This is a genomic window from Pseudomonas sp. S1_E05, assembly GCF_056337105.1.
In genome coordinates this window covers 2,858,550-2,871,211 of the sequence record NZ_JBFRHM010000001.1, presented here as the reverse complement: position 1 = coordinate 2,871,211, position 12,662 = coordinate 2,858,550, and the positions used below count along the sequence as shown (strand labels likewise).

At 60.0% G+C, this 12,662-nt stretch carries 11 protein-coding genes; 4 read left to right on the top strand and 7 right to left on the bottom strand.

The window, feature by feature from the left end; all coding sequences use genetic code 11:
- The first annotated feature begins 233 nt into the window (after positions 1-233).
- Positions 234-605 carry a bacteriocin gene (locus tag AB4N33_RS13220; protein ID WP_192301938.1) on the top strand — a complete coding sequence of 124 codons (372 nt, stop codon included), beginning with the start codon at positions 234-236 and terminating at the stop codon, positions 603-605.
- Between the two features lie 118 nt (positions 606-723).
- Complete coding sequence (locus AB4N33_RS13215; protein ID WP_460116985.1) at positions 724-954, top strand: hypothetical protein; 231 nt, start codon at positions 724-726, stop codon at positions 952-954.
- Positions 955-969: 15 nt separating this feature from the next.
- Here AB4N33_RS13215 and AB4N33_RS13210 read toward each other — a convergent pair whose 3' ends face one another.
- Positions 970-1,368 (bottom strand): hypothetical protein, encoded by a 399-nt coding sequence (locus tag AB4N33_RS13210; protein WP_460116984.1) that lies wholly within the window; start codon positions 1,366-1,368, stop codon positions 970-972.
- Between the two features lie 2 nt (positions 1,369-1,370).
- Positions 1,371-5,153, bottom strand: coding sequence for an RHS repeat-associated core domain-containing protein (locus tag AB4N33_RS13205; RefSeq protein ID WP_476457509.1), 3,783 nt, complete (start codon positions 5,151-5,153; stop codon positions 1,371-1,373).
- A 263-nt stretch (positions 5,154-5,416) separates the two neighbouring features.
- Here AB4N33_RS13205 and AB4N33_RS13200 point away from each other — a divergent pair, with 263 nt between their 5' ends.
- The gene (locus tag AB4N33_RS13200) at positions 5,417-6,103 is read left to right on the top strand and encodes an HAD-IA family hydrolase (RefSeq protein WP_460116982.1); all 687 of its coding nucleotides are present in this window, start codon (positions 5,417-5,419) and stop codon (positions 6,101-6,103) included.
- 51 nt (positions 6,104-6,154) lie between these two features.
- On the opposite strand, the gene AB4N33_RS13195 is transcribed toward AB4N33_RS13200, so the two are convergent.
- Positions 6,155-6,901, bottom strand: a complete 747-nt coding sequence (locus AB4N33_RS13195; RefSeq protein WP_476457508.1) for a 3-oxoacyl-ACP reductase family protein — start codon at positions 6,899-6,901, stop codon at positions 6,155-6,157.
- Between the two features lie 226 nt (positions 6,902-7,127).
- Positions 7,128-7,868 carry a phosphoadenylyl-sulfate reductase gene (locus AB4N33_RS13190; protein WP_007971943.1) on the bottom strand — a complete coding sequence of 247 codons (741 nt, stop codon included), beginning with the start codon at positions 7,866-7,868 and terminating at the stop codon, positions 7,128-7,130.
- A 172-nt stretch (positions 7,869-8,040) separates the two neighbouring features.
- Here AB4N33_RS13190 and thrH point away from each other — a divergent pair, with 172 nt between their 5' ends.
- Positions 8,041-8,658, top strand: coding sequence for a bifunctional phosphoserine phosphatase/homoserine phosphotransferase ThrH (gene thrH / locus AB4N33_RS13185; RefSeq protein ID WP_460116980.1), 618 nt, complete (start codon positions 8,041-8,043; stop codon positions 8,656-8,658).
- Between the two features lie 132 nt (positions 8,659-8,790).
- Here the strand turns inward: thrH and pabB are convergent, their stop codons facing one another.
- Genes pabB through rloB form a run of 3 tightly spaced genes read right to left on the bottom strand, consistent with a single transcriptional unit; the run spans position 8,791 to position 12,659 of the window.
- Positions 8,791-10,128, bottom strand: coding sequence for an aminodeoxychorismate synthase component I (pabB, locus tag AB4N33_RS13180; RefSeq protein WP_476457507.1), 1,338 nt, complete (start codon positions 10,126-10,128; stop codon positions 8,791-8,793).
- Between the two features lie 9 nt (positions 10,129-10,137).
- Positions 10,138-11,124 carry an alpha-L-glutamate ligase-like protein gene (locus AB4N33_RS13175; RefSeq protein ID WP_460116978.1) on the bottom strand — a complete coding sequence of 329 codons (987 nt, stop codon included), beginning with the start codon at positions 11,122-11,124 and terminating at the stop codon, positions 10,138-10,140.
- On the bottom strand, positions 11,124-12,659 hold the full coding sequence (rloB, locus tag AB4N33_RS13170) for an osmotic stress tolerance membrane protein RloB (RefSeq protein WP_460116977.1): 1,536 nt from the start codon (positions 12,657-12,659) through the stop codon (positions 11,124-11,126). Before rloB ends, AB4N33_RS13175 begins: the two co-directional genes overlap by 1 nt.
- Positions 12,660-12,662: the final 3 nt, after the last annotated feature.

Here is a 12,662-nt window from a genome sequence, read left to right as displayed (position 1 = left end):
GATTTTTCACAAAGTTTTCACACTGCCTTTCGTAGGCTCAACTCATCCGTTAGAAAGCAACACCTGGCCCGTCTCCCCAGCGGGCTTTTTTTTGCCTGCCATAAAACCTTTTCCTTAAACGCTGTCCAACCGTCGCCAAAGGCGAGGTTGCGTTCGTGCGTCTGGACTTTCTCGCCGCTAAAGCATTCAATCTCGACCCTTTTTGATTTCCACCCTATTTTGAGGTTCTTGTCATGCGTTTAACTCTGCCAGCTCTGGTTCTGGGGCTTCTGGTCGCTCAAGGTGCGATGGCTGCTGGCGACGGCACTGCCGCGCTGGGTGGTGGTCTGGGCGGCGCGCTGGGTAACGTGGTCGGCCAAAGCATGGGCGGCAGCACCGGCGCAGCGATTGGTGCAGGTGTTGCGGGCGCCGCAGGCAGTGCCGTGGCCGCGCGCAAGGGCAGCCGCACCAAGGCTGCGATCGGCGGCGGCGTAGGTGCTGCCGGCGGCTCGGTGATCGGCAATAGCCTGGGCGGCAAGACCGGCTCCACCATCGGTGCGGGTCTGGGCGGCGCAATCGGCGGCGGCGTAGGCAGCAACCTGGGCAAGGGGCACAAGCGCCACTGATTCTGATCGCTCAAGAAAGCCCGGCTCGATGCCGGGCTTTTTCGTTCGTGCAGGTTGGAACGTTTGGCGCCAGGCTACCTCTCAACTGGTACACACCTGAATTGATGCGAGGTTGGTCATGACGCCCAAGACGCAAGGCAAGGAAGAGAAAGGTCCCAGCGGACTGCCTTTTATCAATGATCCGGGCAATGAAGATCCGGGGTCGTTGATGGATGATGCAACAGTCCCACTGATGGATGAGGATGACGACGAAGACACGCCGGAATATCCACTGCCTTCGCCCACCGATTCGCTGAAACGAGATCAGCGGCCGCCGGATGATGAGGATGAGCGCGGCGACAAACAATAAATCGCTTCACAGGCATTAATCGTTGGTGGCCTCTGTATCGAGCCAGCGTTCGAAAAATTGCTTCTGGAGATCGGGATTGTTCGTGAGATTTTTATCCTCGTAATCGAAAATATTCACGACATCACGTCTGGTTGCGTTTCGGCCCAGGGTCAGTTCGTAGGCTTTTACACCCTGTGTCATTTGTGACGACATGCTGGACGGATGGACATTGATTTTGGCGCCCTTGCATAAAAAGGTGACGTCTTGATGCTCTTTTCTTATCTGCCCCAGACACTGGTAAAAATCGTTACCTGCGTAAGACTGGCTATACCCATTGCCCATGACAAAGGTAATAGTCGTATTGTCCGAGTCACAGAGTAAGTCGGCTTGCTGGCGCTCGCCCTGTTTGATAATCGCTATCTCAACACGGTCCATTGCTATTTCCTGTTGGGGTTCAAGATAGTAGTGCCCGTGGCTTGGCCGTTCGCTTCAATGGAGGTTACTCCGAGAATATCCTCTTTCTTGACGCCCCCTTGGATGGCTACTTCTCGTTCACTGGAAAATTTATAACGCTTACCCAACTCTTTGACCAGATCTCGCCCCGGAATAGGCCGAAGGGTGTACAAGAAACCTTTTCGCATTCTGAATCTCGTTGCGAAATCAATCCCCACTTCTCGATCCGGGGTGGTACTTACGAAGTTACTTGGAGGATTGCTGCTGTCGTTCGAGTGAAGCAGCAAGTCATTGCTGGTACCTCTGGGCTTGAATCCTGTCTGAAAAATCTCATCCGGATCGCGCGGATCTCCACGGTATAGGTATTTTTCTTCGGGGTAGAGCAGGAGCATGACTTCCGCGTCTACGACGCTTACCCCTTCCGTTGGGTCCTCAGCCTCTGGTGTTGTTGAACATCTTCGCCTACCCGGACACCCATTCAACCCCAACGGATCCACCCACCCCGTCGGGCTCCGCGTATACCGATACTGATTCAGCCCGCCAGCCAACCTGCTCGGATCCGGTGTCAGGTACCGTCCGGTATCGGGCTGGTAATACCGGTGCCGGTTGTAATGCAGCCCGGTTTCAGCGTCGAAGTACTGGCCCTGGAAGCGCAGTGGCTGGTCGAGAACCTCATGGGTGTCGCGGGTGAGGCGGGTGAGGCGACCGTAGGCGGTGTAGCGGGCGGCCCAGATGATGTCGCCGCCGGAATCGGTAAGTTCCTGCGGGGTGCCCAGGTGGTCCAACTGGTAGTAAAACGGGCAAGTCTTGCCCGGTCCCTTGCCATTGAGCAGGGCCAGGGGGCGGAAACTGCCCGGTTCGTAAATATAACTGCGGTAGTGCTCGCGGCCGCTTTCGGCAACGAGGTGGTCGCCCTGCCAGAAAAACTCGGTCGTCTTGCCATCTACGGTTTTGCTGATACGTCGACCAAACGCATCGTAGCGGTATGTCGCCTGGCTGCCGTTGGCCAGGGTGGCGCCGATCAGCCGGTGCTGGCAGTCGTAGCGGTATTCGGTGACGAGCTTCTGACCTGCACCGCGACGTTCGCGAATGAGGTTGCCGAACGCGTCGTAGTCGTAATGCCGGTCTCCCTGCACCAGCAGGCGGTTGCCCTTTATCTTTGGTACGCCGGGACGGTCGTACATCATCAGGTTGCCAGCCGGGTCGTGGCCAAAGCGTTCCGGTTGCTGGTCACGAGCGTGACGTACCCCGATCAGACGATCGAGCGTGTCGTAGTCATAGCAGCGTTGGCCGTGGCGCGTGTCGCTGACCCGTTCGAGATTACCGGTGGCGGTGTAGGCATAATCTCGGCGATAAAGTAATTGCTGTTGCATTACAGCATGGGTTTTCAGGCGGCCCTGGTCGTCGAACTGGTACTCGCTGAGCAGCAAGCCCTGGCGGCGGGTCTGCTCATGACCGGCGAAAAATGTGTGCGTTGTCAGCCGCACGCCATTGAGGTCAATGGCTGTAAGCGTGCCGCCACGGGCGTGGTGATAGTCGAGCTTGCTGCCGTCCGGCAGGCGCAGTTGGTTGAGTTGTCCACAGGCATCGTAGCCATAACGTAACGTGCCCCAACCCTGGTGTTCGGTGACCAGCCGATCCTGTGGGTCATATTCGAATTCCAGCGGGTGGTCCTGACCATCATCGACGCTGACCAGCCGCCCGACGCTGTCGTAGCGGTATTGGACCTTGGCGCCATCTGGCAGCGTCTTGACCAGCAGGCGCCCGATCGAGTCGCGCTGGTAGGCGGTGATCAGCTTCGAGTCGTCGTCACCGAACTCGGTTTTCTCCATCAGATGCCCATTGAGGTCGTAGGCATACTTTGTACGCCGACCATCGAATGCGATTTCCTGACGGATCAGCCCGCCGGACGTGTGGTCCAGGCGATATTTTTCGCCGGATTCGTTTTCGATTTCCGTCAGCAGCAGGCGCGCGTTGTCGAAGCGATATCGCACCTGCGAGCCATCAGGATTGATCCGCAGGCTGACCAGGTGCAGGTCGTCGAGGTATTCGTAGCGAGTGACGCGGCCCAGCTCATTGCGTTCGGCGATGACCTTGCCATAGGCGTTGTAGCGGAAGGCGCGGCTAGTGCCTGTGGCCGACGTCTTTTGCAGCAGTCGCCCCACGGCGTCCCACGTGCAGTGGGTAATGACGCCGTGCTCATCCTGCCGGGTCGTGCACCGGCCTCGGACGTCGTAGGAAAAAATCCGTTGGCTACCATTTGGCAGCGTCTCTTCGGTCAGTTGTCCCAGGTCATTGCGGACGTAGACATGCCGGCTGTTATCCGGGTAGCAGGTCGAGAGCAGCCGGCCTTTGTCATCGAAGTAATGGCGAGTGACTTGCCCATCGGGGTCGGTCGCCTCGATAACGTCACCCTGGGCATTGCGCAGATACGTCCACTGCGCCTTGCCGCGGCATTTCGAGTGCAGGAAGCCGTTGCGATGCTCGTAGGATGTTGGCTCGCCTTCGGGCGGAATCAGGGCCTTCAATCGCCCGTTTTCGTCGTAGATATATCGAGTAGTCGCGTCCAGTGGATTCTTTTCGGCGACCAGGCGGCCTTTGTCGTCATACGCCTTAAGGTGCTCTGCGCCGTTCGGTTCGAGGCGACGGATCAGTCGAGCCTGTTCATCATGCTGGTAAAGCGTTTTGCTGCCATCGACGCGTTTGACCTGCACACCACCGTTGTCATCCCAGACATAGTTCGTGTCCATTTGCATGAACGACGCCCAGTGCCGTACGCAACGCACGGCCTTGCCGGACCTTTCCCACTCCCAGAAAAAACTCGCGCCACCGGCCAGTTGCCGCTGCAGGATGACGTGCTGATCGTCGTAGTCGTAGCGCTCGCTTTCACCGGCTGCATTGGTCGCCTCGATCAGCCGATGACAAGCGTCATAGCGGTAGAACACCAAGGTCTGCTCGGTGCGCCATGCATCCTCCGGCGTGGCGGCTGCCTGGTAGCTCTGGTACTCGACGGTGGCGAGGTGGCGTCGCTCATAACGCAAACACAGCGCCCGACCGGCACCGTTGTCGAGGCGCATGATCCTGTCGGATCGGTCGCGTTGGACCGTCAGACGATTGCCATAGGCATCGCTGATGGCGGTCAGGTGTCCCGCCCGGAAGTGGTAGAAACGGGTGGTCTCGCCCGCCTGGGAAATGACCAGCTCTTCGGGCTCATCCCCCAGATAAATCGCTGCCCGCGCCAGGCTGTTGTGAATGGCGGGGCGTGCGCTGGTGGCCAATGGAAAACGCGTGCGGCGGTTTTCGTGATCTATCCAGATGACGGTGTCGCCCTCGATTTCCAGCCGATGCGACAAGGAATGACTCCAGCCGAATCCCAGGCCGCTGTCCGTTTCGACCGCACTGGTGCGATAAACGCGGATGAACTCGAAAGGCAACAGCCCGTCCAGTGCACCATCGCTCAGGGTCAGCAGCTCTTCGCCAGTGACCATCGACACCGGACAGCCGTTGGTCGCGGTCTGATCCGCTGAGTCGACATTATCGCCATTGGGGTTTTTCGCCGGGGAAGGGGCGTCGTCGCGATGTTCCTGGCGGCTCAACCGGGTGCGGGCGTCTGACTTGGCGCGTGCGATGGCCAGCGGATTGCTGACCTGCGTGACTGCAGCCTCCGCGATCAGTGGTTCGACGTCCGGTTGCGCGGGGTCCATGGCGGCGACCGCGAGCAGGCCGATGGCGTTGTTCAAGGCCAGGACCTTGTCTGGTTTGGACATTCGCAGTGCCTCGCGCGGATCGAATTTCGGATCGCGAGACTTTGCTGGGGATCAGCAGGGAAAGAAGTCGGGAAAGTAGGCGATTTGTGTAGGGAAAATCGCTAATTCGCGGCCAGCGTCTTCATCCATCATTTTCCGGTGCGGGGAGATTGTCCGTTGATCTTTGTCGACCGCGCTCGCTATGCTGCTGAAACCTTTAATCCAATCCGCGATCCGGCTGCGTCCGGCTCGGTCGGGATTTCGTTAAAAACGGATCAGATGCGATGAATGCACCGCTGAAAGAGTTCCGCCCGATCAAAGCCGTGATTTTCGACATGGACGGCTTGCTGCTGGACACCGAGGGTATCTACACCGAAGTCACCTCGATCATTGCCGGGCGCTACGGTCGCACGTTCGACTGGAGCGTCAAGCAGAACATCATTGGCAGGGGCGCGGGGGATCTGGCGCGGTATGTGGTTCAGGCGCTGGATTTGCCGATCACCGCCGAGGAGTTCCTGGAGATCCGCGAGCCTTTGATGCGCGAACGGTTCCCGACGGCCCAGGCCATGCCCGGTGCCCAGGAACTGGTCCGGCACCTCAAGGCCAATAACGTCCCGATTGCCGTGGGCACCAGCTCGTCGCGTCAGTCGTTCGGCCAGAAAACGACCTTGCACCGCGACTGGTTCGGGCTGTTTGACTTCATCGTGACGGCGGATGACCCGGAAGTCGGTGCGGCCAAACCGGCGCCGGACATTTTTCTCACTGCTGCACGGCGCCTGGGCGTTGCGCCCGAGGACTGCCTGGTGTTCGAGGATTCGCCGTTCGGTGTCACGGCGGCGAAGGTGGCGGGCATGACGGCGATTGCGATCCCCGATGCCGCGATGGCTGACGAAAAATACGCACACGCCGATGGCATTATTCGTACGCTCAAGGCGTTCATGCCCAGTGATTACGGACTACCCGTACTGTAGGAGCGAGCATGTCGAGGCGTCGAACCGTCGCTCCTGCAAGGGATTGACAGGTCAGGCGCCAAAACCACCATCGATCGTCAGGCTCGCCCCGGTGATGTAACCGGCTTCAGGGCCGGCCAGGTAGGCGACGAAGCTGGCGATTTCTTCGGCGTGTCCGTAACGACCCACGGCCATCAACGGTATCAGGCTTTCGGCGAAGTCGCCGCTGGCCGGGTTCATGTCGGTGTCGACCGGGCCCGGTTGCACATTGTTGATGGTGATGCCGCGTGGGCCGAGGTCACGGGAGAGGCCTTTGGTCAGGCCGACCAGCGCCGCCTTGCTCATGGCGTACGGGCCACCACCGGCGAAGGGCATGCGATCGGCGTTGGTGCTGCCGATGTTGATCACGCGACCGCCTTCGGTCATGTGTTGGGCGGCGGCCTGGGTGGCGACGAATACGCTGCGCACGTTGATCGCCAGCGTCTGGTCGAAGTCCTCCAGTTTGAACTCTTCCAGAGGGGCCACGGCCAGCACGCCCGCGTTGTTGACCAGGATATCCAGGCGACCAAAGGTTTGGACGGTGGTGCTGACCGCGTTGCGAATCGCCTCGGCATCGCCGCTGTCGGCCTTGATGGCCAGCGCCTTGCCGCCGCTTGCGGTGATGCTGTTTTGCAGCTCTTCGGCTTTGGCTGTGGAACTGACGTAGGTGAAGGCGACGGTCGCGCCTTCAGCGGCCAGGCGCTTGACGATGGCGGCGCCGATACCGCGGGACCCGCCCTGGATCAAAGCCACCTTGCCGCTGAGGTTCTGAGTAGTCATGTCGATCTCCAAGTCCCGAGGCGAAATGTCTCGGCTGATGGAGCGTAGTATCGATGGCGCATTGCACACTGAGTAGCCAGCCAATGCGACGTTCTGTTTAAACCAGAAGTTTAAAATGTAGTACCTCTGTAGGAGCGAGCTTGCTCGCGATAGCGGTGTGTCAGTCGGCAAGGATGTTGATTGACACACCGCTATCGCGAGCAAGCTCGCTCCTACAGGGGAAAACTCACGCCTTGGATTTGCTGATGATGTTCCCAGCATGCAGCCCGCATTCTTTCTGCGTGGCTTCTTCCCACCACCAGCGACCTTCACGTTCGTGCTGGTTCGGCAGTACCGGCCGGGTGCAGGGTTCGCAGCCAATGCTGATGAATCCGCGCTCATGCAGGCTGTTGTAGGGCAGTTCGAGCATGCGGATGTAACCCCAGATTTCTTCGCTGGTCATTTGTGCCAGCGGGTTGAATTTGTACAGCGTGCGTTCCGGGGTGGAGAACGCGGTGTCGATTTCCATCACTGCCACTGCGCTGCGGGTGCCGGGGCTCTGGTCCCGACGTTGGCCGGTTGCCCATGCCTTGACGCCGGACAGCTTGCGACGCAGCGGTTCGATTTTGCGGATGCCGCAGCACTCGCCATGGCCATCCTTGTAAAAGCTGAACAGACCTTTTTCCTTCACGAAGGGTTCGAGTTTCGTGTAGTCCGGCGATACCAACTCGATGTCGATCTTGTAGTGCTCACGCACCTGGTCGATGAAACGATAGGTTTCAGGGTGCAGCCGTCCAGTGTCGAGGCTGAACACCTTCACGTTCTTGTTCAGTTTCCAGGCCATGTCCACCAGCACCACGTCTTCGGCGCCGCTGAAAGATATCCACAGGTCATCGCCGAATTCGGCGAAGGCGAGTTTCAGGATGTCCTGGGCGGATTTATTGGCATAAGTCGTGGCGAGTTCCACGACGTCGAACGTTGGGCTCATCAGGGCGGCTTCCTACAGGTCGGTGGCGCTGGGCGCTCTATATGGAGCTGATGGTAACAAAATCCTGCCGTGGCTGGCGCGGCCTGTGCGTTGCGCCGCTCCCTGTGAGCGGATAGAGTTCGGCGGGCTTTTTGCTCGCGCGGCTCAATAATCAATACAAATGGGGTGTCTTGTGGAAATTGCCTGTCTGGATCTTGAAGGTGTGCTGGTCCCGGAAATCTGGATCGCCTTTGCCGAAAAAACCGGGATTCAATCCCTCAGAGCCACCACCCGGGACATTCCCGACTACGACGTGTTGATGAAGCAGCGCCTGCGGATTCTCGACGAGCACGGCCTGAAACTGGCCGACATCCAGGAGGTGATCGCCACGCTCAAGCCGTTGGACGGCGCCGTCGAGTTCGTCAACTGGCTGCGCGAGCGCTTTCAGGTGGTGATCCTCTCGGACACCTTCTACGAATTCTCCCAACCGCTGATGCGCCAGCTGGGATTCCCCACGCTGCTCTGCCATCGTCTGATCACCGACGAAACCGGGCGGGTGACGAGCTATCAGTTGCGTCAGAAAGATCCCAAGCGCCAGTCAGTCCTGGCTTTCAAGAGCCTTTACTATCGGGTAATCGCAGCCGGGGATTCCTACAACGACACCACGATGCTGGGGGAGGCGGATGCGGGGATTTTGTTCCATGCGCCGGAGAATGTGATCCGCGAATTCCCGCAATTCCCGGCGGTGCACAGCTTCGAAGACCTCAAGCAGGAGTTCATCAAGGCGTCCAACCGCACGCTATCCCTGTAAACCGACCCCTGTAGGACCGCGCTTGCTCGCGATGGACGTATTAACACCACCGGGTGTCAGGTGCCCAGCGGTGTGACCACCACCATCGCGACGGTTCGACGACTCTACATGCTCGCTCCTACAGGTTCAGGTTCAGAGACCCTGCAGGGTGTCGAGTAGCACCTTCACCTTGGTGATCGATTCCTGGTACTCGGCCTGCCACTGCGAATCGGCAACGATCCCGCCGCCACCCCAGCAGCACACCTGTCCGTCCTTGACCAACAGACTGCGAATGGCGATGGAGCTGTCCATCTCGCCGCGCACGTCCAGGTACAGCAGCGAGCCGCAATACAAGCCGCGTCGCGTCGGCTCCAGCTCGTCGATGATCTGCATGGCGCGAATCTTCGGTGCTCCGGTGATCGACCCGCCCGGGAAGCTGCCGGCGATCAGGTCCAGAGCGTCACGACCATCCGCCAGCTCCCCGGTCACGCTGCTCACCAGGTGATGCACATTCGGATAACTTTCCAGGCTGAACAGCTCCGGCACGCGTACCGAGCCGACGCGGCATGTGCGGCCCAGGTCGTTGCGTAGCAGGTCGACGATCATCAGGTTTTCCGCCCGATCCTTGGGGCTGGCCAGGAGTTCGGCGGCGTTCGCGGCATCTTCGTCGGCATTCAGGCTACGAGGACGGGTGCCCTTGATCGGGCGGGTTTCGACGTGGCGCTCGCTGAGCTTGATGAAGCGCTCTGGCGACAGGCTGAGCACCGCGCCACCGTCGGGCAGGCTCTGGAAACCGGAAAACGGGGTAGGGCAGGCTGCCCGCAGCGCGCAGTAAGCGGCCCACGGATCACCCGCGCATTCGGCGCGAAAGCGCTGTGCGAAATTGACTTGATAGCAATCGCCCGCCTGGATGTATTGTTGGATGCGCTCCAGTGCCTGGCGATAATCGTCTGCGCTGAGATCGGGCTGCATGGGCGCGTTGAGCTTGAACGCCTCGACCGGATCAGCCAGCGGCTGGCTGAACAGCGCGATCAGGCGCTGGCGTTCGCTGTCGGCCAGTGTCGGATGGAACACCAGCTGGCTGGTCTCGCGCTGGTGGTCACTGATCAGTGCCCAGTCGTACAAGCCAAAACGTGCATCGGGCAGGTGCAGGTCATCGTGCGCCTGGCTCGGCAGGTGCTCCAGATGCCGACCGAAGTCGTAGCTCAGGTAGCCGATCAGGCCGCCTGCGAAGGGCAGGTCAAACGGGACGCTGGCTTCGCCCAGTCGTTGCAGATGAAGGCGCAGGCGTTGCAGGAAATCGCTGCCGCTGTCGTCGCGCGCGACCGTCAGTTGCTCCAGCGGCCAGGCGCTGAGCAGGTCGAAGCGTCCTCGCTCGGCACTGGGGCGGCCGCTGTCGAGCAGCACGGCGCCGGGGGCATGGCGAATCGCCGCGAAATACTCGGCGGGGTTGGCGCGATAGGGCAGCGGGTGTACGGAGCAGGTCAGCATGGACGGAGCTTAACCTTCGACCGGTGGAATATGCCCGAACATTTCCTGGACGAACGCCATGCGCTCCTCGACGGTCTCCGTCACACCACGGGCTTTCAGCTCCTCCAGCCGAGCCTCGACCGCATGGGTGCGCAATGTCAGGCCGCAGTCGTTGGCGATCTGGATGTTCAGCCCTGGCCGGGCATTGAGCTCCAGGATCAGCGGGCCTTTTTCCTGGTCCAGCACCATGTCGACACCGATGTAACCCAACCCGCACAGCTCGTAGCAGCCCGCTGCGAGCTTCATGAATCCGTCCCAGTAGGGCAGTTGCACGCCGTCGACCGCGTTGGTGGTGTCCGGGTGCTTGGTGATGATGTTGTTGAGCCAGGTACCGCGCAGGGTCAGGCCGGTGGCGAGGTCGACACCGACGCCGATGGCGCCCTGGTGCAGGTTGGCCTTGCCGCCTGACTGGCGGGTCGGCAAGCGCAACATCGCCATGACCGGGTAGCCCATCAGCACGATGATGCGGATGTCCGGCACGCCTTCGTAGCTGATGCTCTTGAAGATCTGGTCGGGCGTCACCCGGTACTCGATCAGCGCCCGGTCCCGGTGCCCGCCCAATGAATACAGACCGGTGAGGATGCTCGAGACATGGTGCTCGATTTCCTCATGGCTGATGATCTTGCCGGACACCGTGCGATAGCGGCCCTCGAACCGGTCGGCGATCACGATGATGCCGTCACCGCCCGCGCCCTGGGCCGGTTTGATCACGAAGTCGCTGCGCCCGCCGATGATCTCGTCGAGGTTATCGATTTCTTTCTCTGTGGAGATGATGCCGTACAGTTCCGGCACATGAATGCCGGCGGCGATCGCACGTTCCTTGGTGAGGATCTTGTCGTCCACAATCGGGTACAGGCTGCGCTTGTTGTACTTGAGCACGTAGTCTGCGTTGCGTCGATTGATCCCCATGATGCCCCGGGCTTCCAGGGCTTTCCAGGTCTTCCAGAAACCGAACATCAGGCGTCAGCCTTCTTCAGGAACGCCTTGAAGCGCACCAGTTCGGTGAGGCGGTAGCCGCGATAGCGACCCATGGCCAGCATGAAGCCCACCAGGATCAACAGGACGGCCGGGAAGGTGAACACGAAGTACACCAGCTCTGGCACGCTCATGATCAGGTGCGCCAGGGAGGCGGCGAACAGGGTGCCAATGGCCACCTTCATCGCATGGCCGGAGCCGCGTTCTTCCCAGGTGATCGACAGGCGTTCGATGGTCATGGTCAGGATTACCATCGGGAACAGCGCCACGGACAAGCCGCGCTCCAGGCCGAGTTTATGGCTGAACAGGCTGATCGCCGCGATCAGCACCACCACGAAGGTCAGCACCACCGACAGCCTCGGCAGCATTTGCAACTTCAAGTGCTCAAGGTAGGAGCGCAGCGACAGCCCCAACGCGGTGATCACGGTGAACAGCACGATACCGAAGCCCAACTGGGTTTCGCGGAAGGCCAGGGCGATCAGCACCGGGGTGAAGGTTCCCAGGGTCTGCAGGCCGATCAGGTTGCGCAGGATCAGGATCACCAGCACGCCGATCGGGATCATCACCATGATCATGAACGTCTGCTGGGTTTGCAGCGGCAGGCCGTACAGCGAGTATTCGAGGAAGTTGGCGTCGGTGTTTTCGTCGGTCAGCTTGGCCAGGCGAATGGCGTTCATTTCGCTGTTGTTCAAGCTGAAGGTCACGTTGGCTTTCTTGCCACCGTCGACGGTGATCAGGTTCTCGTCACCGGTCCACCACAGCAGGCGATCGGTGGGCAGGCCCTGCTCACCGGTTTCCGGGTTGAAGTACAACCAGTCGGTGCCGTTGAAGCTGCGCAACCACAATTCCGGTGTTTGTGGCTGGTCGGCCACTAGACGGATGGTGTGGACCTTTTCCACCGGCACGTGGGCGATGGACAGCACCAGTTCGACGATCCTGGCCTTGTGCCCGCTGGACGGATCGCCCGCCAGCAACAGTTTCACGTTGTCGTCGTTGAGATTGTTGACACGCTTGATCGCCTCGCCAATGAATGTCTCGACGTCGGCCGAGTGTTGGCGAATCGGTGCGAGCAGCGCCTCGGCAGCAATTTTCTCAGGGCCTTCTACCACGATGCTGTCGCGAAAGGTCGGGCCTTTGATCTTGGTTTTTTCGGCGCTGTAGCGCTTGGTCAGCACCAGGCGGTAATACAGGGTCTGATTGCCCTTGGCCCGACGTGCCGACCAGGTCACCTTACGGTTGCCATCGACGCGGTTCACCGCCACGCCGTAGTTATTGGAGATGAAGCTTTCATTGAGGCTGACGTAATCGCGGCTCAGTGGCGGCACGAACATCTGGATCTTGACCGGGTCCTTGGCGTTGGCGACGAACTCGACCTTGGCGTCGATGTTCCACAAGTCGTCGGTGGCGTCCTCGGTGACGGGAATGCCGAGCACGAAGATCTGGTAGGCCGTGACCGAAATGCCGAGTACCACCAGGATGGCGATCAGCATTTTCAGATGGAGGGTAAGAGCGCGCATTGG

Bases quoted from the DNA above. Each gene is read 5' to 3' on its own strand.
- AB4N33_RS13220 (WP_192301938.1), top strand. From the start codon at position 234: ATGCGTTTAACTCTGCCAGCTCTGGTTCTGGGGCTTCTGGTCGCTCAA.
- AB4N33_RS13215 (WP_460116985.1), top strand. From the start codon at position 724: ATGACGCCCAAGACGCAAGGCAAGGAAGAGAAAGGTCCCAGCGGACTG.
- AB4N33_RS13210 (WP_460116984.1), bottom strand. From the start codon at position 1,368: ATGGACCGTGTTGAGATAGCGATTATCAAACAGGGCGAGCGCCAGCAA.
- AB4N33_RS13205 (WP_476457509.1), bottom strand. From the start codon at position 5,153: ATGTCCAAACCAGACAAGGTCCTGGCCTTGAACAACGCCATCGGCCTG.
- AB4N33_RS13200 (WP_460116982.1), top strand. From the start codon at position 5,417: ATGAATGCACCGCTGAAAGAGTTCCGCCCGATCAAAGCCGTGATTTTC.
- AB4N33_RS13195 (WP_476457508.1), bottom strand. From the start codon at position 6,901: ATGACTACTCAGAACCTCAGCGGCAAGGTGGCTTTGATCCAGGGCGGG.
- AB4N33_RS13190 (WP_007971943.1), bottom strand. From the start codon at position 7,868: ATGAGCCCAACGTTCGACGTCGTGGAACTCGCCACGACTTATGCCAAT.
- pabB (WP_476457507.1), bottom strand. From the start codon at position 10,128: ATGCTGACCTGCTCCGTACACCCGCTGCCCTATCGCGCCAACCCCGCC.
- AB4N33_RS13175 (WP_460116978.1), bottom strand. From the start codon at position 11,124: ATGTTCGGTTTCTGGAAGACCTGGAAAGCCCTGGAAGCCCGGGGCATC.
- rloB (WP_460116977.1), bottom strand. From the start codon at position 12,659: ATGCGCGCTCTTACCCTCCATCTGAAAATGCTGATCGCCATCCTGGTG.